18 protein-coding genes are annotated in these 21766 nt (G+C 56.6%); 13 read left to right on the top strand and 5 right to left on the bottom strand.

Translation table 11 applies throughout. The features are described from left to right. The first annotated feature begins 135 nt into the window (after positions 1-135). The 12 genes from THINI_RS06785 (at position 136) to THINI_RS06730 (ending at position 15400) form a co-directional block, all read left to right on the top strand. A complete protein-coding gene (locus THINI_RS06785; RefSeq protein ID WP_002707907.1) occupies positions 136-1614 on the top strand; it encodes a circularly permuted type 2 ATP-grasp protein in 1479 nt (492 codons plus the stop codon). Then, positions 1611-2582 (top strand): alpha-E domain-containing protein, encoded by a 972-nt coding sequence (locus THINI_RS06780; RefSeq protein WP_002707906.1) that lies wholly within the window; start codon positions 1611-1613, stop codon positions 2580-2582. The genes THINI_RS06785 and THINI_RS06780 overlap by 4 nt, the downstream gene beginning before the upstream one ends. Beyond that, complete coding sequence (locus tag THINI_RS06775; protein ID WP_002707905.1) at positions 2583-5936, top strand: transglutaminase family protein; 3354 nt, start codon at positions 2583-2585, stop codon at positions 5934-5936. A gap of 222 nt (positions 5937-6158) precedes the next feature. Continuing rightward, positions 6159-7343 carry a tryptophan synthase subunit beta gene (gene trpB / locus THINI_RS06770; RefSeq protein WP_211207018.1) on the top strand — a complete coding sequence of 395 codons (1185 nt, stop codon included), beginning with the start codon at positions 6159-6161 and terminating at the stop codon, positions 7341-7343. Beyond that, entirely contained in the window at positions 7340-8143 is an 804-nt protein-coding gene (gene trpA / locus THINI_RS06765; protein ID WP_002707903.1) for a tryptophan synthase subunit alpha, read from the top strand. Before trpB ends, trpA begins: the two co-directional genes overlap by 4 nt. A gap of 21 nt (positions 8144-8164) precedes the next feature. After that, a complete protein-coding gene (gene accD, locus THINI_RS06760; RefSeq protein WP_002707902.1) occupies positions 8165-9052 on the top strand; it encodes an acetyl-CoA carboxylase, carboxyltransferase subunit beta in 888 nt (295 codons plus the stop codon). Then, on the top strand, positions 9049-10296 hold the full coding sequence (gene folC, locus THINI_RS06755) for a bifunctional tetrahydrofolate synthase/dihydrofolate synthase (protein WP_002707901.1): 1248 nt from the start codon (positions 9049-9051) through the stop codon (positions 10294-10296). Before accD ends, folC begins: the two co-directional genes overlap by 4 nt. 57 nt (positions 10297-10353) lie before the next feature. Continuing rightward, positions 10354-11379: an SPOR domain-containing protein gene (locus tag THINI_RS06750; protein ID WP_002707900.1), complete on the top strand. Its 1026-nt coding sequence runs from the start codon at positions 10354-10356 to the stop codon at positions 11377-11379. Between the two features lie 7 nt (positions 11380-11386). Continuing rightward, positions 11387-11905 (top strand): CvpA family protein, encoded by a 519-nt coding sequence (locus THINI_RS06745; RefSeq protein ID WP_002707899.1) that lies wholly within the window; start codon positions 11387-11389, stop codon positions 11903-11905. A gap of 110 nt (positions 11906-12015) precedes the next feature. Continuing rightward, a complete protein-coding gene (gene purF / locus THINI_RS06740) occupies positions 12016-13521 on the top strand; it encodes an amidophosphoribosyltransferase (protein ID WP_002707898.1) in 1506 nt (501 codons plus the stop codon). A gap of 40 nt (positions 13522-13561) precedes the next feature. Continuing rightward, positions 13562-14203 (top strand): L,D-transpeptidase, encoded by a 642-nt coding sequence (locus THINI_RS06735; RefSeq protein WP_002707897.1) that lies wholly within the window; start codon positions 13562-13564, stop codon positions 14201-14203. Between the two features lie 15 nt (positions 14204-14218). Further along, positions 14219-15400: an O-succinylhomoserine sulfhydrylase gene (locus THINI_RS06730; RefSeq protein ID WP_002707896.1), complete on the top strand. Its 1182-nt coding sequence runs from the start codon at positions 14219-14221 to the stop codon at positions 15398-15400. Here the strand turns inward: THINI_RS06730 and THINI_RS06725 are convergent. The 5 genes from THINI_RS06725 to THINI_RS25065 form a co-directional block, all read right to left on the bottom strand. After that, entirely contained in the window at positions 15397-15648 is a 252-nt protein-coding gene (locus tag THINI_RS06725) for a hypothetical protein (RefSeq protein ID WP_002707895.1), read from the bottom strand. The genes THINI_RS06730 and THINI_RS06725 overlap by 4 nt on opposite strands. Before the next feature lie 72 nt (positions 15649-15720). Further along, positions 15721-16308, bottom strand: a complete 588-nt coding sequence (locus THINI_RS23240) for a lytic transglycosylase domain-containing protein (RefSeq protein ID WP_002707894.1) — start codon at positions 16306-16308, stop codon at positions 15721-15723. Positions 16309-17026: 718 nt separating this feature from the next. Further along, positions 17027-18868, bottom strand: a complete 1842-nt coding sequence (locus THINI_RS06715) for a sensor histidine kinase (protein WP_002707892.1) — start codon at positions 18866-18868, stop codon at positions 17027-17029. Beyond that, positions 18865-19494, bottom strand: coding sequence for a response regulator (locus THINI_RS06705; RefSeq protein ID WP_002707891.1), 630 nt, complete (start codon positions 19492-19494; stop codon positions 18865-18867). The genes THINI_RS06715 and THINI_RS06705 overlap by 4 nt, the downstream gene beginning before the upstream one ends. A 311-nt stretch (positions 19495-19805) precedes the next feature. Then, positions 19806-19958, bottom strand: coding sequence for a hypothetical protein (locus THINI_RS25065; RefSeq protein ID WP_154724369.1), 153 nt, complete (start codon positions 19956-19958; stop codon positions 19806-19808). Here THINI_RS25065 and THINI_RS06700 point away from each other — a divergent pair. After that, on the top strand, positions 19951-21702 hold the full coding sequence (locus THINI_RS06700; protein ID WP_002707890.1) for a hypothetical protein: 1752 nt from the start codon (positions 19951-19953) through the stop codon (positions 21700-21702). The genes THINI_RS25065 and THINI_RS06700 overlap by 8 nt on opposite strands. Positions 21703-21766: the final 64 nt, after the last annotated feature.

Raw genomic sequence — 21766 nt, 5'->3', positions numbered from 1 at the left:
CTGATTCATAACAACAATAAATGATTGTAAACGTTATGGCTCTGGCTTACAGGCACGCATATTGCAGTGCACTTATAATAAGCAACGCCATTGGTTGGTGTTGTTGTTCAATGTCCTGAACGCCTGGATATAAATATGAAACAAGAATGGAATGACTACAACCCTGGGGCTTTCTACGATGAGTTGATCGTAGCCCAGCATCAACCGCGTAAGGCCAGTTACAAACTGGTTGATTACCTTAGACATCTTACCCCGGAATACTTTAACCAATGCGTACAGGAATCGGAGGCCGTGATCCGCGAAATGGGGATTACCTTCACCGTCTACAGCGACGCGGGCAATATCGACCGGGCATGGCCGTTTGACATCATTCCGCGCGTGATTCCAGGCTCAGAATGGGATCGCACCGAAATGGGGCTGAAGCAACGCATCCGCGCACTTAATATGTTCATCCAGGACGTTTACAACGGTGGTAAAGCTATCAAGGATGGGGTTGTTCCGGAAGAGGTGGTAATGCAATCCAAAGGTTACCGCGAAGCCTGTCTCGGCATCACCCCCCCGCACGGCGTGTGGGCGAATATTTGCGGTTCCGATCTGGTGCGTCACAGTGATGGCGTCATGTACGTGCTGGAAGACAATCTGCGCGTTCCTTCCGGCGTGGCCTACATGCTGGAAAACCGCAACATTACCAAACGGGTATTGCCGGAAATTTTCAACACCCTGCCGATCCGCCCGGTGCGTGATTACCCCGCCCATCTGTATGAAATGCTGGCATCCCTGCGCCCTGATCTGGACAAGCCCACCATTGCGCTGATGACCCCCGGCATTTATAACTCGGCCTATTTCGAGCACGCATTCCTGGCTCAGCAGGCTGGTCTGGTGTTGCTGGAAGGTGCTGACCTGATCGTGGGCAAGGATGATTACGTCTACATGAAAACCATCCACGGACTGGAGCGGGTGGATGTGATCTACCGCCGTATCGACGACGATTTCATTGACCCGGAAGTGTTCCGCGCAGACTCCATCCTCGGTGTGCCCGGTATCATGCGTTCGTGGAAACAGGGCAAGGTTGCTATTGCCAATGCGCCCGGTTGCGGGGTAGCGGACGACAAGGTAATTTACGCTTACGTGCCTGACATGATCCGCTATTACCTTGGTGAGGAACCCAGCTTGCCGAACGTGCCTACTTGGGTGTGCCGCCGCCCCGAAGAGCGCGAATACGTGCTGGAACACCTGGCCGAACTGGTGGTGAAACCGGCCAACGAATCCGGCGGCTACGGGATGCTGGTCGGCCCGCATTCCACCCCGGAAAAGATTGAGGAGTTCCGCTCCCTGATCCAGGAAAACCCCAATAACTACATCGCCCAGCCGACTTTGAGCCTGTCGGTGACACCAACCCATACTGACAAGGGCGGCATTGCGCCGCGTCACCTTGACCTGCGTCCGTTCATCCTCAGTGGCAAGGATATTTACGTCACCCCCGGTGGCCTCACCCGCGTCGCATTGGTGGAAGGTTCACTGGTGGTCAACTCCTCCCAGGGTGGAGGCAGTAAAGATACCTGGATTGTGGACGAAGGAACCGTGCAGGAAGTGGAAGAGGAGGACGAAGCATGATGCTGTCAAGTGTAGCCGAGCGCGTTTACTGGATGTCGCGCTATCTGGAACGCACCGAAAACGTGGCGCGTCTGGCCAATGTCCACTCCCTGTTGTTGCTGGATTTGCCGGGCGAGATGGAAATCAACTGGTATACACTGATCAGCCTGTTCAATGCAGATAAGTTGTTTTTCGAGAAATACGACCGGGCCACGGAAGCCAACGTAATGAACTTCCTGATCGCTGACCGGGATAATCCTGGTTCATTGGCCAGCACTTTCTGGTATGTACGTGAAAACGTGCGCACCTCACTGGATTTGCTGCCGGATGCGACCTGGGAACAGGTTAACCAGACCCACATCAACATGAATAATTCCATGGCTTCCCTGACCAATCGCCATGCGCGGCAAAACTTGCTGCGGATGTTGCTTAAGCAGTGTCAGACCATGCGCGGCATTATCGACGGCCATATGAGCCGCGACCACACTTTCCGTTTCATGCAGGTGGGCAAGTACCTGGAACGTGCGGACATGACCAGCCGGATACTGGAAATGACCTCCCTGTTGTTATCGAAAGGCCGTAGCGACAACCTGCGCAAGTACGAAGGCATTCTGTGGACAAACTTGTTGCAGGCATTGAGCGCGCGACAGATGTACCAGCAACGGGTACGCTCCCGCGTCAAAGGCAGTGATGTGTTGCCATTCCTGATGATGGATGGGGATTTCCCGCGTTCCCTGTTTTACACACTGACCGCTACCGGGCACTATCTGCGGCAATTGCCTGACCCGGAAATACCGTTGGTCATGCAGCAGCGTCTGGTTGATTACCTCAAGGAACAGGATATTTCCAGCCTGTTGCCGGAAGGGCAGGTACATACCGTGATGGATTATTTGCAGGGTGAATTGGGCTTGTTACATGCCGAAATTGCCAAAACATGGTTCCACCCTGACCGGGATGAACAACAGCAGTCACAATCACAAGGGCTTTAAATGAGTATTCACGTCGCTTTAAACCACCGCACAGTCTACAAGTTCGACCGTCCCGTCAACCTGTCGCCGCATGTGGTGCGCCTGCGCCCGGCAGCGCATTCGCGTACCCCGATCCTGGCTTACTCCCTCAATATCAAGCCGGAAAATCATTTCATCAACTGGCAGCAAGACCCGTTCGGCAACTGGTTGGCGCGGCTGGTATTTAACGAAAAAGTCACCGAGCTGAGCGTGGAAGTCGATCTGGTGGCCGATATGGTCACGATCAACCCGTTCGACTTTTTCGTCGAGGATTACGCGCAGGAGTACCCGTTCAAATACAAACCGGAACTGAAGCGTGAGCTGGATGCTTATCTGGAAGTCACCGAAGATGGTGAAAAATTACAGGAATGGCTCAAGGGTGTGGATTTCGAGCAGCCCAATACCATCCTGTTTCTGGTTGCGCTCAACCAGCGTTTGCAGCAGGACATCGGCTACAACATCCGCATGGAACCGGGCATCCAGCCGTGCGAGGAAACGCTGACCATCAAGCGCGGTTCCTGCCGTGACACGGCGTGGCTGCTGGTGCAAATCCTGCGCCATCTGGGGCTGGCGGCACGCTTCGTTTCCGGCTATCTGGTGCAGTTGACTGCCGATCAAAAATCGCTGGATGGCCCCAGTGGTCCGGAGGCCGATTTCACCGACCTGCACGCCTGGACGGAAGTGTTCCTGCCGGGCGCGGGCTGGGTAGGGCTTGACCCGACCTCCGGCCTGTTCGCGGGCGAAGGCCACATTCCGCTGGCCTGTACGCCAAAACCGGGCAGCGCCGCGCCGATCGACGGCATGACCGACAAGTGCGAAGTTGAATTTGAGTTTAGCAACACCGTCACCCGTATCCACGAAGACCCGCGTGTCACCAAGCCGTATTCCGACGAGCAATGGGCGCACATCCAGGCGCTGGGTAATCAGGTGGAAGCCGACCTGATCCGGGGTGACGTGCGCCTGACCATGGGTGGCGAGCCGACCTTCGTTTCCATCGACGACATGGAATCACCGCAGTGGAACAGCGCCGCGTTGGGTGAACACAAACGCGCGCTGGCGGGCGATTTGCTGCGGCGGATGCAAAAAGTGTTTTCCAACGACGGCAGCGTACTGCAATTCGGGCAGGGCAAGTGGTATCCGGGCGAACCGTTCCCGCGCTGGGCACTGGCCTGTTTCTGGCGTGTCGACGGGTTGCCGATCTGGAAAAACCAGCGCCTGATCGCTGATGACCAGAAGGATTACGGCTTCGGCGATGCTGAGGCGAAACAGTTTTCCGAAACCCTGTGCGGCCACCTTGGTCTGAAGAGCAAATACCTCGTGCCAGGTTACGAAGATCGTCTGTATTACCTGTGGAAAGAGGCTAACCAGCCCGCCAACGTCGACTGGCTGACCCTGAACTTGCGCGACAGCAAAAACCGCAACGATCTGGTACTGGCCCTTCAACACGGGCTGGACGTGCCGACTGGCTATGCGTTGCCGGTACGCTGGGATTACGGCAAGCAGGGCTGGAGCAGTGCGCCGTGGGAGTTCCGCCGCGAAAACATGTATCTGATTCCCGGCAACTCGCCGATGGGTTTCCGGATGCCGCTGGATTCACTGCCGTGGTCTACCGAGGATGAGCGCGACATAGAGTCCCAGCCATGCCCGTTTGAAGACCGCCCGCCACTGCCGGATTTTCACGGCGAAGTGGAATGGCGTTACCGCGAGCTGGTCGCCCCGCCGGAACCGCAAGTACAGCACGCCGACAGCCGCCCACTGGCAAAGGAATGGCGCGATGTGCCACGCACGGCTCTGTGCATCCAGGCGCGCGAAGGCCGTATGCATGTATTCCTGCCGCCGCTGCATTATCTGGAACATTACCTGATGATCGTCGCCAGCATCGAAAAGACGGCTGCCGAACTCAATATGCCGGTGCTGCTGGAAGGTTATGAGCCGCCGAGCGACCCGCGCATGAAATCCTTCAAGGTCACGCCTGATCCGGGTGTTATCGAGGTTAATATTCACCCGGCCAGCAACTGGCAGGAGCTGGTCGACAATACCGAGGTGCTGTATGAAGAAGCACGCCAAGCGCGTCTGGGCACGGAAAAATTCATGCTGGATGGGCGTCATACCGGCACTGGCGGTGGCAATCACGTCACGCTGGGCTCGTGGACGCCGGGTGACAGCCCGTTCCTGCGTCAGCCGGATTTGCTGCGCAGTTTACTGACGTTCTGGCAGCACCATCCGGGGCTTTCCTATCTGTTCTCTGGCATGTTTATCGGCCCGACCAGTCAGGCTCCGCGTGTCGATGAGGCGCGTGATGAGGCGCTGTATGAGCTGGAAATCGCTTTCCAGCAAATGCCGAGTGGGCATAACAGCCAGCCGTGGATTGTCGACCGTTTGCTGCGCAACCTGCTGATTGACGTGACCGGTAATACCCACCGCGCTGAATTCTGCATCGACAAGCTGTACTCGCCGGATTCTTTCAGCGGGCGTCAGGGTTTGGTGGAATTCCGTGCGTTTGAAATGCCGCCGCACGCGCGTATGTCGGTAGTGCAAATGCTGCTGCTGCGCACGCTGGTGGCGCGTTTCTGGAATGTGCCGTACAAACACCGTCTGGTGCGCTGGGGCACGGAACTGCATGACCGCTGGATGCTGCCGTATTACGTGTGGGATGACATGCGCGATGTGTGCGAGGATTTGCAGGCGGCGGGCTATCCGTTCCAGCAGGAGTGGTTTGCGCCGTTCCATGAGTTCCGCTTCCCGGTTTACGGGCGGGTGCAGTATTGCGGTGTGCAACTGGAACTGCGTGCGGCGTTGGAGCCTTGGAATGTGCTGGGTGAAGAACTCAGTAACATGGGTACGGCGCGTTTCGTGGATTCCTCTATTGAGCGCTTGCAGGTCAAGATCAACGGGTTGACCGATTCGCGCTACGTGGTGGCGTGCAACGGGCGGCGTGTGCCGATGAATCCGACCGGGGTGCAGGGTGAGTATGTGGCCGGGGTACGTTATCGTGCTTGGCAGCCGCCTTCCGCGCTGCATCCGACCATTGGCATCCATTCACCGCTGGTGTTCGACATCATCGACACCTGGACAGGGCGCTCGATCGGCGGCTGTACCTACCATGTGGTGCATCCGGGTGGGCGTAGCTACGACACCTTCCCTGTGAATGCGTATGAGGCAGAAGGGCGGCGTTTCTCACGCTTCCGTGAGCAGCATACGCCGGGGATGCTGGAGCCTAAGTTCCTGTCGGATGCTACCCGCGAGTTCTACACGCATCCGGCACGCCCGATGGCTCCGCCGCAGGAAGAGACGAATGCGGATTATCCGTATACGCTTGACCTTCGCCGTATGTAGGCGGAGTAAAATCCCCACCACCCCAGCCTCCTCCTTTTGCAAAGGAGGATGGCTCGAATACCAATATTCCTGACATTCAGGTAATTGCCAAAGCAGTTCTGCGTTGATAGCCCGTTTGCAGCATGGATAGGTTTTGCCGCTTATGGTAACTTACCCCGTTTTGTACGACCGATACGCAGGAGAAGCTGGTCAGTGAAATTCAGCGAATTCAACTGGAACGCCATGCCCGACAACGCGGGGCATTTTGGCATATACGGCGGGCGTTTCGTCGCGGAAACGCTGATGGAGCCGATCTATGAACTGGAACAAGCCTACGAAAAGCTCAAAAACGACCCGGTATTCCAGGCCGAGTTTGACCGTGACCTGCAATATTACGTCGGTCGCCCCAGCCCGTTGTATCTGGCGGAACGCTGGACGCGTGAACTGGGCGGCGCAAAAATTTACCTCAAGCGCGAAGACCTGAACCACACCGGTGCGCACAAGATCAACAACACCATCGGTCAGGCACTGCTCGCCAAATACATGGGCAAGAAACGCATCATCGCTGAAACCGGCGCGGGTCAGCATGGCGTGGCTTCCGCCACCATCGCCGCCCGCCTTGGACTCGAATGCGTGGTCTACATGGGTGCAGAGGATGTGCAGCGTCAGGCTCCCAACGTATTCCGCATGAAATTGCTGGGGGCGACAGTCGTTCCGGTCACATCCGGTTCCAAAACCCTTAAGGATGCGCTCAACGAAGCGATGCGCGACTGGGTGACGAACGTCGACGATACTTTCTATATCATTGGTACGGTGGCAGGGCCGCACCCGTACCCTGCGATGGTACGTGATTTCCAGTGCGTGATTGGCCGTGAAGCACGCCAACAGATTCAGGAATTGGAAGGCCGTTTGCCGGATGCGCTGGTTGCCTGTGTCGGTGGTGGTTCCAATGCCATCGGCTTGTTCCACCCGTTCCTGCAAGACGAATCCGTGAAAATCTACGGCGTGGAAGCTGCCGGTGATGGCATCGAAACCGGCAAGCACGCAGCACCGCTGTGCGCAGGCAAGCCGGGCGTGCTGCACGGCAACCGTACCTATTTGATGGAAGATACCAACGGCCAGATCATCGAAACGCATTCCATTTCCGCTGGTCTGGATTACCCCGGTGTCGGGCCGGAACACGCATGGTTGAAAGATATAGGCCGCGCCAACTACGTCGCCGTGACTGACCAGGAAGCGATGGAAGGTTTCCACGCCCTGACCCGCAAGGAAGGTATTATTCCGGCGCTGGAAAGCAGCCACGCATTGGCCTACGCCATGAAACTCGCACCGACCATGGATAAGGATCAAATCATCATCGTCAACCTGTCCGGGCGTGGCGACAAGGACATCAACACCATCGCGCGTCTGGAGGGCATCACCCTATGAGCCGCATCGCAGCCTGTTTCGCCGACCTGAAAGCGCAGGGCAAGACCGCGCTGATTCCCTACGTCACTGCTGGCGACCCACACCCTTCCATTACCGTACCGCTGATGCACCGCATGGTGGAAGCCGGAGCCAACATCATTGAGCTGGGCGTGCCGTTTTCCGACCCGATGGCGGATGGTCCGACTATCCAGCAGGCGCACGAACGCGCCTTGGTACACGGAACCAGCCTGCAAGACATCCTCGCCATGGTGAAAGAATTCCGCCAGACCAACCAGACCACGCCAGTGGTGCTGATGGGTTACCTGAACCCGATCGAAATCATGGGGTATGAGGAATTCGCCAAAGCAGCCGAAGAGGCGGGTGTAGATGGTGCGTTGACCGTCGACTTGCCACCGGAAGAGGGTATGGGGGTACTACCGATGTTCAAGGAGCACGGCATTGATCCGATTTTCCTGCTGTCGCCCACCACACCAGCCATGCGCATGAAAAGCGTGGCGGAAGCCGGTGGTGGTTTCGTCTATTACGTATCGCTGAAAGGTGTCACCGGCGCAAGCACGCTGGACGTTGGCGCAGTCGCCGGACGCATAGCCCAAATCCGCGAACATACCGATTTGCCGCTGGGTGTTGGTTTCGGTATCAAGGATGCCGAATCCGCTGCTGCCGTTGCCAAAGTCGCTGACGCCGTGGTGGTTGGTAGTGCCGTGATCAAACAGATTGAGGCAACACCTGATGATCATGCCGCCATTATGCATAATATCAGTCATTTGCTGGCATCCATGCGCACTGCAATGGATGCCTGAACCCAAGAGTAAACACATTCCATGAGTTGGTTTGAAAAACTGCTGCCGTCACGCATTCGCACCGATACGGCAATTACCGAGAAAAAATCCATTCCGGAAGGTTTGTGGCATCAGTGCCCCTCCTGCCAAGCGGTGTTGTACCGGGCTGAGCTGGAGCGCAACAACGATGTTTGCCCCAAGTGCGAGCATCATATGCGTATCAATGCCCGCCGCCGTCTGGATATTTTTCTGGATAATGACGGGCGCGAAGAGGTTGCGGCCAATGTTGCACCGACCGACATGCTCAAGTTCAAGGATACCAAAAAATACAAAGACCGCTTGATGGCCGCGCAGAAGGAAACCGGTGAAAAAGACGCCCTGATCGTGATGAAAGGCACGGTGGTGGGCGTGCCGATGGTGGTGGCTGCATTCGATTTCCGTTTTATGGGCGGCTCCATGGGGTCGGTGGTCGGTGAGCGCTTTGTGCGTGGGGCGGAAGCTGCCATGGCGGGGAAAATGCCCTACATCTGTTTTGCGGCCAGTGGCGGGGCACGGATGCAGGAGGCACTGTTCTCCCTGATGCAGATGTCCAAAACCAGTGCAGTGCTGACGCGCATGAGCGAAAAGCATGTGCCGTTCATTTCGGTATTGACCGACCCGACCATGGGTGGGGTTTCCGCCAGTTTTGCGATGCTGGGTGACATTCAGATTGGTGAGCCTAAGGCGCTGATCGGGTTTGCAGGGCCGCGCGTTATCGAGCAGACCGTGCGCGAAAAATTGCCGGAAGGTTTCCAGCGCAGCGAGTTCCTGCAAGAAAAGGGTGCCATTGACATGATCGTGCACCGGAATAAAATGCGCGAAACCATTGCCGATCTGGTTTCCATGTTGCAACATAAGCCCAGCCCTATCCAACAACCGGAAGCTGCTTGAAAACACTTGATGACTGGCTGCGTTGGCAGGAGAATCTGTTCCTGTCAGCGATAAAACTGGGTCTGGAACGCATCCGTCTGGTGGCGGGGCGCATGGGGCTGCTCCAGCTTCCCGTACCCGTCATCACGGTAGGCGGCACCAATGGCAAAGGTTCCACCTGCGCCATGCTGACACAAATCCTGCGGCAGCAGGGTTACAAGGTCGGCACTTACACCTCCCCCCATCTGTTGCGCTACAACGAGCGTATTGCCATCAATGGCGAGCCGGTAATGGATGCTGCCATCTGTGCCGCCTTTAAAACCATCGACAAGGCCAGGGGCAAGACTGACCTGACCTATTTCGAGTTTGGTACGCTGGCGGCAGTCTGGTGTTTCCTGCAAGAAAACGTTGATGTCATGGTACTGGAGGTCGGTCTGGGTGGGCGGCTGGATGCCTGTAACCTGTGGGATGCCGACGTTGCTATTATTACCGGTATTGGCATTGATCACGTCGACTGGCTGGGCGATAACCGTGAAGACATAGGCAAGGAAAAAGCCGGCATCATGCGTGCTGGCAAGCCGGTCGTGTGTGGCGACCCGCAACCACCGGCTTCCATCGCCAGCGAAGCAGCCCGGGTTGGTGCAAAGCTGTTGCAATACGGGCGTGATTTTAGTACGGAAGGTGTTCCAGCACCTGCCTTGCGTGGGGAAGTGCAGGTGCGCAATGCGGCTTGTGTCATCACTGCTTTGCAACAATTGGCAGGTCGCTTGCCGGTGTCGGGGGAGGTGGTCACCAGCGGTTTGGCTGCCGTTACCCTGACCGGGCGTATGCAGCACGTGCACGAACAGCCTGAATTGATCCTGGATGTTGCCCATAATCCCCAGGCCGCCATGGAACTGGCCTCCTGGCTGAAAAAAAATGGCGTGAAGGGTAAAACATTTGCAATTTTTTCTATACTTGCGGATAAGGATCTTGCCGGGGTAGTAACGGCAATGGCGGAGTGCGTGGATGCTTGGTGGCTAGTTTCCCTGCCGACGGGTAGAGCCACTGAGATCAAAGCACTGGAAACGGCCATGCGTGCAGCCGGGGTGGAAACGCCCATCCATGTCTGCCCTGATTTTCAGTCAGCCTGGGAGCCGTTGCGCTTAAGCGCGGGAAAACAGGACAGGGTGGTTGCTTTCGGCTCTTTTCTGGTAGTATCCGGTATGTTGGAATTACTGCCCCACCACAGGGCAGATCAAGCGTCATCCAGTCATAACATTTGAGCAAAAACGTTTTTGAGTGTCATTTCACAGTCACATATAAAGGAGCAGTGAATCAATATGGATAATAAGGCTACAACCAAACGCATGATCGGCGCAGTCGTACTGGTGCTGGTCGCGGCGTTGTTATTGGCGTGGTTGCTGAAAGGCAAAAACCGTGATGGCCAGCAAGGCATGGCGATGGACCAGACAGCCGAAACCAAACCGATTCTAGGATTCCCTGGTGTTGGTGGTGGTGATGAACAGAAACCAAGCGTGGTGGGTGAAGGCGAAAATGTCGGCGACCAAACCCAGCAGCAAGGTATCGGCATGACCGGGACGGATGGTTCCCAAGAGCAAGCAGGTGCTGCCCAGCAGAATGGTGGCCTGATTCCTGGTGTTGAGGTGAAAATGCCTGAGACGGTTGCCAATACCACCGGTTTGAGTGTGCGCCCGGGCGGTGAAGTCCGTGACGTAGTGGATACTGACGGTCAGGTCAAGAAAGGCACTGGCAGTATGGGAACCGGTGATGCCCAGTCAGTGGATATGGGTGGCGCGGGGTCGGATACCGCTGGTGGTGCAACCCAGGGGAAGCAACAGGCATCTGCCAGCAAGCCCGCAACAGGCGGCAGCGCTTCCCTGGCCCAGCAGGACAAACCAGCCAGCAGCACCCCGCCGACCAGCAAGCCAGCGTCATCTGGCAGTTCCAAGGTTGTGCTGGTGAACGAGAGGCCGGTGCCAAAAGCACAATCTACGGAAAGTGCCGCCGCCAAAGCCGCTGCTGAGAAGGCTGCCGCTGAGAAGGCTGCCGCAGCAAAAGCCAAGGATCTGGCTGCCACCCCGGCTGCAAATGCAGGTAAGGGTAATTTCTCCATACAGGTTATTGCCAGTTCCGACAAGGCGAAGGCAGAGGGGGTCGCCACTCCGCTCAGGGCTGACGGTTATGATGCACGGGTTTCACCTGCCAATGTAGGTGGCAAGACTGTTTATCGTGTCAGCATTGGCGGTTTCACTGACCGCGCCGCTGCCGAAGCCACTCAGGCCAAAATGAAGTCACGTTACTCCCAGAACCAGCACGTGCAAAGCAGCTTCGTGACCAGCAAATAACTAAGCAATGACAGCAGAAATCCTGGATCTGGGCATCATTGTCCTAATCGTATTGTCGGCCATTATTGGCCTGATCAGGGGGTTCGTCAGGGAAGCGCTTTCCCTCGCGACCTGGGTAGCGGCCTTCGGCTTTGCAATATTGTATGTAAAGCCGTTGTCCAGCCAGTTGCCGTTTGCCGTGCAAAGTGAGGTGGTGCGCATGGGTATTGCGTTCGCCATCATTTTTTTCGGTGTGCTGATCATTGGCGCTTTCATCAATTACTTGCTCAGTGCTGCCGTGGCTTCCATTGGGTTGGGCGGGGTTGACCACTTGCTGGGCGGAGCGTTTGGTGTGTTGCGTGGTGGTCTGATCATTACCCTGTTGGTGTTGCTGATGGGGCTGACGGCTTACCCGAAACAGGCGTGGTGGAAGGACTCCATCCTGATGCCTTGGTTTGAAAATACAGCGACGGTTGTCAGGGGCATGATCCCGCAGGATTTCTCCAATTATCTTGAACGTCCGGTCAGCGCTCCAGCCCAGCCATAGGCAAAAGCGGGTTCCGCAGGACAGTTTGCAGCCATGCATGTATCGTGCATGGCTGTTTTGTTTTTACGGGGTTAGAATATGACGTTTTCGTTGCGCGTGAAGGCATAGTTATGTGCGGAATTATCGGGATTATTGCTCAAGAGCCAGTCAACCAGGCGCTGTACGATGGCTTGACTGTGTTACAACACCGGGGGCAGGATGCGGCAGGGATTGTCACCAGCGATGGGCGCAAGCTTTACCTGCGACGTGAAAACGGGTTGGTAAAAGATGTTTTCCATGAGCGGCATATGCGTATGTTGCAAGGAAACATGGGTGTTGGGCATGTGCGTTACCCGACGGCAGGCTCGTCATCTTCTGCCGAAGCGCAGCCGTTTTACGTCAACAGCCCTTACGGTATTTCGATGGCGCATAACGGCAACCTGACCAATGCGCCTGTGCTGAAAAAGGAGTTGTACCAGCAAGACCGCCGCCAGATTAACACCGAGTCGGATTCCGAAATCCTGCTGAACGTGTTTGCCCAGGAATTGTTGCGCCAGAATGCCCTGCATGTGACACCAGATGACATTTTTGCGGCGGTGGGGGGCGTGCACAAGCGTTGCAAGGGAGCGTATGCGGTAGTGGCCATGCTGACCCGTGACGGTCTGGTGGGTTTCCGCGACCCGCATGGCATCCGCCCGCTGGTGTATGGGATGCGTGAAAGCGCAAATGGCAAGGAATACATGCTGGCGTCGGAAAGCGTGGCACTGGATGCGCAGGGCTACAAGCTGGTGCGCGACATTGAGCCGGGTGAGGCCATTTTCATCTGCCCGGATGGGCAAGTGTTTACCCGCCAGTGCAGTGCTAACCCGCAATATTCGACCTGTATTTTTGAATACGTGTATTTTGCCCGCCCTGATTCGATCATCGACAATGTATTTGTTCACAAGGCGCGGATGCGCATGGGGCGCAAGCTGGCGGAATACGTCATGCGCGAGTGGCCGGAGCATGACATTGATGTGGTGATCCCGATCCCCGACACCAGCCGCACCTCAGCGCTGGAAATGGCTTATACCCTGGGTGTCCCCTACCGCGAAGGCTTCATCAAGAACCGTTACATCGGGCGTACTTTCATCATGCCGGGGCAAGCTAAGCGCAAGAAGTCGGTACGCCAGAAACTCAACCCGCTGGGGCTGGAGTTTAAGGGCAAGAACGTCATGCTGGTGGATGATTCCATCGTGCGAGGCACGACCTCGGGCGAAATCGTGCAAATGGCGCGCGACGCCGGGGCGAAAAAGGTGTATTTTGCGTCAGCATCGCCGCCGATCAAATTCCCCAACATTTACGGCATTGACATGCCAGCCGCCAGGGAATTGATTGCCCACGGGCGTAATGATCAGGAAGTAGGGGAGGCCATCGGCGTTGACTGGCTGGTCTACCTGCCGTTGCCAGACCTGATTGCAGCGGTCAGCAAAGGCAATACCCGCCTGAAAGCGTTTGATTGCTCGGTATTCACCGGCTGTTATGCAACAGGGGAAGACGGTGATTATTTTGCTGAACTGGAGGCTTTACGCAATGATGAAGAACAAACTAAACGCGACAAGGATATGGCTGCCATTGATATTTGCGATAGTGCTTAATGCAGGGTGCAGCGCGGCAGGCCCAACAGGGGGTGCAGGCATGGTGATGATGCCGCCGCCGCAAGCCCAGCCCCGGCCAATACCAGCGCCCCAGCCGTCACCGCCGATGGCAGCAGCCAACCATGAACAAGGGGCAAACATGGGTTTTATCGCCCACGACCTGGCAAAGCGCTTTCCTGCTTACTCTGCTGACAGGTTCCTGTTGGTGGATGCCAGTGCGCAAACAATGCAACTGGTGGAAAATGGCCGTGTTAGCGGTGAATGGGTGGTTTCAACCGCGCTCAAGGGGGTGGGAAGCCGCAAGGGTAGCGAGCAGACGCCCCTCGGCGTACACAGGATAGCGCAGAAAATTGGCGCAGGCGCAGCGCTGGGCACCATTTTCAAAGCCCGTCAGAACAGTGGCCGCATTGCTAATATCCTCACCCGCCCTGATCAGGATAGCAGTGAAGACAACGTGACCACCCGAATCCTGTGGCTGGATGGTTTGGAACCCGGTTTCAACAAGGGTGGTAGTGTCGATTCTTACGAACGCTACATTTACATCCACGGTACAGACGAAGAAGGTAAGCTGGGGCGGCCTGCTTCGCACGGCTGCATCCGTATGCGCAACCGCGATGTCATGGAGTTGTTCGACCGGGTAGGCGAAGACACGCTGGTGGTCATCGCCGCCCGTAAACCCTAGGCAGGACAAGCAGTTTTGGATAACAATGCATGGGAATTTGCAACCCTGGCGATCCGCGCGGGGCATGTGCGCACTGCGGAAGGGGAACACTCTGAGGCTATTTTTCCCACCTCCAGTTTTGTGTTTGGCAGCGCGGCGGAGGCGGCAGCACGTTTTGGTGGCAGCGAGCCGGGCAATATCTACGCCCGTTTCACCAACCCGACTGTACGCTATTTCCAGGAACGGTTGGCAGCGTTGGAAGGCGGTGAAAGTTGCGTGGCAACGTCTTCGGGCATGTCTGCCATCCTTGCGGTCATGCTGGGCTTGCTGAAAGCGGGTGACCATGTGTTGTGTTCGCGCTCCGTGTTTGGCACGACCACGCTGCTGCTGCAAAACTATATCGGCAAATTCGGAGTGGAAATCAGTTTCGCTGACCTGACCGACCTGGCTGACTGGGAGGCAGGTTTACAGTCCAATACCCGCTTGCTGTTTGCAGAAACGCCCGCCAACCCGTTGACCGAGGTCGTAAGCATCCGCGAACTGGCGGAACTTGCCCACCGCAACGGCAGCCTGCTGGTGATTGACAACTGTTTCTGTACCCCGGCCTTGCAGCGCCCGTTGGAACTGGGTGCGGACATCGTAGTGCATTCCGCCACCAAGTATCTGGATGGGCAGGGGCGCGCTTTGGGTGGTGCTATCGTTGGCGATGCCGAACGGGTAGGCAAGGATGTGTACGGTGTGTTGCGCACCGGCGGCGTCAGCATGAGCCCATTCAATGCGTGGATTTTCCTCAAGGGGCTGGAAACCCTGAGCCTCAGGATGAAGGCGCACTGCGACAATGCTATGCAACTTGCCCATTGGCTGGAGGCGCATCCGGCAATCGGGCAGGTGTTTTACCCCGGCCTTGCCGCACACCCGCAGCATGAACTGGCTCGGCAGCAGCAAAGCGGTTTCGGCGGGATTGTCTCCTTCATTGTCAGAGGAGGGCAGGAAGCGGCCTGGAAGGTGATTGATTCCACCCGTATGTTGTCGATTACCGCGAATCTGGGCGATGCGAAAAGCACTATTACCCACCCTGCGACTACCACTCATGGTAGGTTGTCAGCTGAACAAAAGCGACAGTCCGGCATTGCCGATGGCTTGTTGCGGGTATCGGTCGGGTTGGAAAATATTCAGGATATACAGCGTGACCTGATGCAGGGGTTGGGAGAGGCTTAAGCTGCTGGCAGGCGGTACTCGGTCAGGTTGAATTCGCGCCTGACTTCATTCAATTCCAGGAAGGTTTCCAGCTCAGTGGGGATCAGGGCAAAGCGGTAGCCGCCATCGCCGGGGTAGGGGTCAATGTGGTCGCACTTACCTTCTATGATCACGCCGGGGATTTCGGCGAATGCCCGACATTCCCTGTCAGGGTCATTCTCCAGAAAATGCTGGCAGAAAACGCAGACAGGGGGCAGTATGCAACTCATGTTTGTGCTTCCTGTTTATCCAATAGCAAATGAGCCAATTATACACTATCAGATGCAGGCTAATGCCACCTGTTAGTCGCCGTATTCATCCCATTGCCAGCGGTTTTCCGGTTTCGGTGCGGGTCGGTGAACCACTTTCACAGGTTTGGCAGGTGCAGGTTTGCGCCCATTATTAGCCAGCTTGTTATACGCATTGAATACCCGGCGGCTATAAATGGCGGTTTCCTGAAATGGCACTGCCGCACCGTACTGGTCTACCCGGCCTTCCCCTGCATTGTAAGCCGCAATAGCGTGGGGGACGCTGCCGCCGTAGCGGTTCAACAGCCAACGCAGGTAACGTGTACCACCCTCAATGTTTTCCGCTGGGTCGAAGCGGTCATTGACCCCAAAGCGCTTGGCAGTGGCGGGGATGAGCTGCATCAGGCCACCAGCGCCCTTGTTGGAGCGGGCTTCGTTCCTGAAACAGCTTTCGGCGGTAATGACGGCCTTGATCAGGGCGGGGTTGATGCGGTGGCGTTTGGCGGCGGCGTTAATGGCGTCGTTGTAGGTGGCGGCCTTCTGGAGCAGCACATTCACATGCTGCTGGTCGCATGAAGCGGCAAAACCGTTGATGGATACACATAACAAGACAACAGCCATCAGGAGTTGTCGGATCGACATCCTTGTTTTCATAGGTAAATTTCTAACACTACTCTGTAAATAACTGACATCGGGGCATTCTAGCCCATAAAACTTGTTGCTGGTAGGTTTTGGTTGTGTTGTGGTCAAATGGTACGAGTGTCTGGTGAGTTGTTCCGTGTTACGCTAGGGCTTATTTGATTGTCCAAAATGCAGGAATAAGCAGGATGAGTGACGTTATTCGTCAATTAATTTCCCAAGGTGAAAATGCTCAGGTTGAACTCAAGTCCGGCGATGTGCGCCCGGATGCGGTTGTTCTGGTCAAGTAAAACCGGACACCCCACTAAGCGCATTTAGGAACGTGCACGAAACAATTTCCCAAAGTCTGCATAGCCAGCCTACCGGTATGTCGCTATCCTCTGGCATCATCCTCCATCTGGTGATTTAAACAGTGATATGCGCATACCGCCCTGAAATGGAACAAGCGAAGCAACGGTTTTATAGTACGCTCAGCGAGAAGGATCGGCGTGTCTATGCAGCGGTGGAAGCCCTCAAGTTGGGTTACGGGTGCCGCTGAAAATGGCGCTGCAATACTGGCGTAACCAAACCAGGGCGCTCCCGTCGTACCCGTTTCTTGGCATTTGACGGCGGCTACCACAGCGATACGGTGGGGGCAATGTGGCGGGCAAAGGCTCCGGCTTTTTCGATACCTACGGCAGCCTCTTGTTTATGCGTATGCGGTGATTGCTCAGGTGCTGGATCAGATACCTACGGCAGCCTCTTGTTTATGCGTATGCGGTGATTGCGCAGGTGCTGGATCATTTGCTGGCAACGTAATGTGTATTTGCGCGCCTTTGCCTGAGGGCGCGTTGCGGATGTCAATGCCCGCGCTAATCGCCGCCGCCCGCTTGTGCATACTGGCCAGCCCTTTGCCCGCCTGATAGCTGACGGGAATGCCGCTGCCATTATCCGCAACCTGCACGAAACTGTTGCCGTTTTCATCCGTGCCGGTACTGACGGTGATGCTGTTGCCGCCGCTGTGCTTGAGGCTGTTGGTGATGGCTTCCTGCACAATACGCAGCAGTTGCAGGGTCTTTTCCGCGCCGAAATCCGCTGGCGTTGCAATATCCTCAATACCCCATTTCAGGTCGAAACCAGCCTGCTTGATTTTGCGCATGTTGCGGCTGCGGAACATGCCGAGTGCGGTGGTGATGTCCTGCGAGTCGAAATCCAGCGAGTCGATCACCAGCCGCAAATCGCTGAGCGCATCTTGGATGTTGGTTTTGATCTCGGGAAGACGGGCGTCGGGGCGTTCCAGCATGGCGAGGGTGGAAACCAGATGCCCACCGAAACCATCGTGGATGTCGCGCATAATGCGTTCGCGTTCGTCCGCCTTGGCTTTTTCCTGCTCCATCTGGCGGATTTGCTGGTAGCGTTGCTCCAGTTCCTGCTCGCGTTCCGCCACCAGGGTTTCCAGATGGGTGGCGTAATACTGGCTTTGCTTGAGGCTGTAAATGAAGCGTTTTACCAGCAAATAATACTGCGCCAGCAAGGTCAGCATGGCGGCAAAATGCAGCAGGAACGGGCTGGTGGAATACGGGGTCTGCGCGGCGATGGCGTCATGCACGCCAAACACCAGCATGGCGGAGGCACACAGCACCAGCAGCAGGCGGCGGATGTTCTGTTCCCGCCAGTACAGCCACAGCAAGTACAGCAGCACCAGGCTGAACAGCAGGCTGAGGATGCTGTTCCAGATCAGGCTGTAGCCGAACTCCAGCCGGGGGATGCCGGGTACGGGGAACAGCGGTATCGCCAGCACCAGCACGCTTGCCCACAGGTAGCGCAGCCAGCGCCGGTAGGGGCGTGAAGTACGTTTGTTGAGGCCGACATAGTAGTAAATCATGGTGATCAGCGACACCATGCTCAGCCCGATCAAGAGAGGTACGAGACCTGCCCATACTTCGTCGGATACCGGAATGTCGCGCACCAACAGGTTGCTGCTGTGCGCTGCCCACAGCGATGTGCCGATCGCGTACCACAGGTATTCCTTGCGGCGCGGGTATACCAGCCAGATGCTGCCGATTACCAGCGAGGTCAGCAGCAGGATGGCAACTACCGCCTTGACCGTTTCCTGCCGCCACAGTTTGTTGAGGTCAAAGGAGCGCTCCAGTGCAGCGGCGGGGCCAAGGTAGGCATTGGCTACAAAGGGGCGGTGAGTACTGGTAGTGGCGATTTTCAGGGTAAGCAATTCGCCGGGTTGCAGGGTAGTTCTATCGTAGAGGGGAAACAGCAGCGGGCGATGCTTGTTGCGCGATACCGGTTTTTGCATCCTGCCGCTGCCGCCTGCCTGGGCATTATCTGCGTAATAAATGGCGACGTTCTGCTGCACGTTCAGCACCAACAGGCTGGGTTTGTCGACCTGGGTGATGTAAGCGGGCAGGCGGGTGGTGTAGGTCAGACCGTCTTGTTCGCCTTTGAGTGATACCTTCCATTGCGCATCGGGGGCGAAATCCAACCGGTCGAGTTGCTGGGTCAGCAGGTACAGGCCAGCGATGTACAGTGGCAGCCACCAGAATACGCGCAGGAAACGCAATGCTTTCACAGTAGCCGCCTGCGGATGGCTTCCTGCACGGCTTCGGCGCGGGTGCTGATGTGCAGTTTGCGGTAGATGTTTTTGATGTGGGACGTAACGGTGTGGTATGAAACGTGTTTCATGTCGGCGACTTCCTGCGCAGTGAAGCCTTTGGCTATCAGTTGCAGGACTTCCAGTTCCGTTTTGGTCAGGTTGGCGCTGTCGGTTTCCGGGCGCAGGCGTTTCAGCAGGTGGCTGGCGACCGCTGGGCTGATCGGGGAACCGCCTGCGCACATTTGCAGGATGGCGCCTTCCACTTCGGCGAGGTCGTCGTCCTTGAGGATGTAACCGGTCGCGCCTGCCTCAATCGCGGCCACCACATGCTTTTCGTCGCCGAACACGCTGATCACCATGATGTGCATGTCGGGATGGGCCTGGTATGCCTGCCTGATCAAATCCAGCCCATTGCCATCGGGCAGGCCAAGGTCGGTCAGCAAGACTTCGGCTTGGAAATTGTCGATGGCCTTGCTGGCGTCAGTGGCATTGTCACAGGCTGCGATCAGCTGGAAATGGGGGCTAACAACAATCATGTTGGTGAAGCGTTGGAGGACTTCGGGGTTGTCTTCCACAATGATGACTCGGGTCGGCTTGCTCATGGGGAATGCTCGCGGTCATGGGGGTAGGTGTAAGTTTAGCAAGCAGTCTAATTTTGTGCCTTATCGGATTTAATCCCCTGTTCTGGGGATATGGCGGAATAAATTACCCTGTTCGTGGGCTGTCACCAAGGATGGATCAGGTTAATAATGGTCACATTCCTGCTTGACTCTCTTCTCAGGGATAACGGGAAACGGGGCTATAGTACAGTCATTGGGGATGCTGTAGCCCCGGCTCTTTCATTTCATCTGCGTTTCACCGCTGCGGGCTTGCCTGTCAGCGGTTTTCTTTGTGTTTCAGCGTTTTCCTTTCACTAAAACAGGGTAGCCGGGCGGGCGGAAAATACCGGGTTGGCGTGATTATGCGCGGGAAGCGTTTCAGCCACACTGTCCCTGACGGCGGCAAATGGATGCCGTTGTTGGCATAGCAAATATTTCAAAGCGAAAGAGGGATAGGGTATGAACATAATCAAACGGGACATCCTGACGGATGCGCTGGCTGCTCGTTTTAACCAGGAGCTGATTTTCAAATGGCGTTTCCGTTGCCACCCACGCATCCTGATGCTGGTGGATGGGCTGGATTACCGGGAAAATAATGGTTTTGGGCTGTGGCGTTTCCTGCATGGTTTGACCGTGGCGGCTGGCGTGACCAACAAGCCAGTGCTGACGCTGGCACATCGGGGGTTCCATCCAACGGCCAGCGTGACAGTGGGGGCGGATACCTACAATGTACAAAATAATTTCAGGTTTGATACGGCCAACCCGGCGGTGACGCTGGCGAATTATGACCAGATCTGGATTTTCGGGATTGGTTCCGGGGGCTTTGCCTTGTCCGGCGCGGAAGTGGGGGTAGTTTCTGCGTTCATGAATGGTGGCGGCGGTGTGTTTGCGACCGGCGACCATGCTTCCCTGGGGCGCTCCCTGTGCGGTTCCCTGCCGCGTATCCGCCATATGCGGGAATGGCGTGACGCCAATAGCGGCGGCGTGCCGATGGGGACAGAGACGGATGTTAACCGCGCGGTCATGCGCATTGATACGGTGGTTGACCCCGGCGCGAACGGTTTGTACGAGTTCGACGACCAATCGGATGGTATCCCACAGCGTATCTACCCCCATTACAAGGTGACGGATAGCGACGGTCTGGCAGGCTCGGCGTGGCAAGCCAGCGTGCATCCGTTGCTGATGCTGCCAGGGGCTTTGGCTACCCGCAGCAGTAGTGCTGCCAATGTGCCGGAAGGTTTCAGCAAGGATATTGACGTGTTGCCGGACCATCCGCATGAAAGCGTCTGCTACGAAGTCACTGCCGCCACCACCCTGGCGGGCGCTTATAACATTAGCGGGCAGAACTTTGCTGAATTCCAGCCCAGTGCGGCCAATCCTGCCCAGCGTGTCGGGGCTGAAATCGTCGCCTATGCGGTTGCGGGCGGGCGTGCGGTTTTGAATGGGGTCTGGAAACCGCCGGTCAAGCCGCGCATGTTCGGGGTGATTTCAGCCTATGACGGTCGGCTGGCGCAGCCTTACCCTGGCAACAACCAGCGTCCGGGGCGGATTGCCTGTGATTCCACCTGGCATCATTTCGTGAATATCAATCTGGATGGTACGGGTTCCGGGCGTTCCGGGCTGGGTTCAGGCAGTGGTGCTAGCTTCACACCTTCCGCCGCGCTGGAAAAAATCTACGCTTACTACCGCAATATTGCCTTGTGGCTGCAACCGGCCAACCGGGTTTGGTGCGGGCTGTTCTGGGATCTGGTGGCGGTACGTTTTACCCCGGCCATTTTCGAGGAACTGTTGGAGGTCGACCGTATGGAAAACTGGCGTGACCTGGTGGGGCTGGGGCAGGAAGCCAAGCGCATCATCGCGCAGGTGCAGGGCAGCGAAGCGCTGGATGATCAGATTCTCGGCCTGTTGAATGCGGACAAGGGGCTTCAGGATACGGCAGATTTACTGACTGCCGGGGGTAGCGTGCTGGGGCGTACCGAACTGGTGGAAGGCGCATATGGCGCATTGCTGGCGGAAGTGGCGCGGATGTTGCCTGCTGATATAACGGAAGAGCAAGCCCGCAAAGTGCTGGCGGAAGGGCTGTCTGACAACATCAGGGGTGCGTTGCAGGAGCGTATGGTAAAAGCCTTGCACCAAGGGATTGATGCGCAGGCTACGCGCCTGAAAATCGGGCTGGATTTCGCGCAACGGATTGGCAGAACCTTGCGTTAAAGGCTTTGCTGATTAACGTGTGGCCGCCATCAATGGGTGGCCGCACGTTTGGGGGGTAGGGAAA

Origin of the sequence: Thiothrix nivea DSM 5205 (assembly GCF_000260135.1) — a bacterium.
Taxonomy (GTDB): domain Bacteria; phylum Pseudomonadota; class Gammaproteobacteria; order Thiotrichales; family Thiotrichaceae; genus Thiothrix; species Thiothrix nivea.
The sequence above is the reverse complement of the archived record's forward strand: the minus strand, read 5'-3'. Positions and strand labels throughout refer to the sequence as shown.

What these genes read in the sequence shown, in the direction of transcription:
- THINI_RS06785 (WP_002707907.1), top strand. Translation starts at nt 136, where the DNA reads ATGAAACAAGAATGGAATGACTACAACCCTGGGGCTTTCTACGATGAG.
- THINI_RS06780 (WP_002707906.1), top strand. Translation starts at nt 1,611, where the DNA reads ATGATGCTGTCAAGTGTAGCCGAGCGCGTTTACTGGATGTCGCGCTAT.
- THINI_RS06775 (WP_002707905.1), top strand. Translation starts at nt 2,583, where the DNA reads ATGAGTATTCACGTCGCTTTAAACCACCGCACAGTCTACAAGTTCGAC.
- trpB (WP_211207018.1), top strand. Translation starts at nt 6,159, where the DNA reads ATGCCCGACAACGCGGGGCATTTTGGCATATACGGCGGGCGTTTCGTC.
- trpA (WP_002707903.1), top strand. Translation starts at nt 7,340, where the DNA reads ATGAGCCGCATCGCAGCCTGTTTCGCCGACCTGAAAGCGCAGGGCAAG.
- accD (WP_002707902.1), top strand. Translation starts at nt 8,165, where the DNA reads ATGAGTTGGTTTGAAAAACTGCTGCCGTCACGCATTCGCACCGATACG.
- THINI_RS06750 (WP_002707900.1), top strand. Translation starts at nt 10,354, where the DNA reads ATGGATAATAAGGCTACAACCAAACGCATGATCGGCGCAGTCGTACTG.
- THINI_RS06745 (WP_002707899.1), top strand. Translation starts at nt 11,387, where the DNA reads ATGACAGCAGAAATCCTGGATCTGGGCATCATTGTCCTAATCGTATTG.
- purF (WP_002707898.1), top strand. Translation starts at nt 12,016, where the DNA reads ATGTGCGGAATTATCGGGATTATTGCTCAAGAGCCAGTCAACCAGGCG.
- THINI_RS06735 (WP_002707897.1), top strand. Translation starts at nt 13,562, where the DNA reads ATGGTGATGATGCCGCCGCCGCAAGCCCAGCCCCGGCCAATACCAGCG.
- THINI_RS06725 (WP_002707895.1), bottom strand. Translation starts at nt 15,648, where the DNA reads ATGAGTTGCATACTGCCCCCTGTCTGCGTTTTCTGCCAGCATTTTCTG.
- THINI_RS23240 (WP_002707894.1), bottom strand. Translation starts at nt 16,308, where the DNA reads ATGTCGATCCGACAACTCCTGATGGCTGTTGTCTTGTTATGTGTATCC.
- THINI_RS06705 (WP_002707891.1), bottom strand. Translation starts at nt 19,494, where the DNA reads ATGAGCAAGCCGACCCGAGTCATCATTGTGGAAGACAACCCCGAAGTC.
- THINI_RS06700 (WP_002707890.1), top strand. Translation starts at nt 19,951, where the DNA reads ATGAACATAATCAAACGGGACATCCTGACGGATGCGCTGGCTGCTCGT.
- THINI_RS25065 (WP_154724369.1), bottom strand. Translation starts at nt 19,958, where the DNA reads ATGTTCATACCCTATCCCTCTTTCGCTTTGAAATATTTGCTATGCCAA.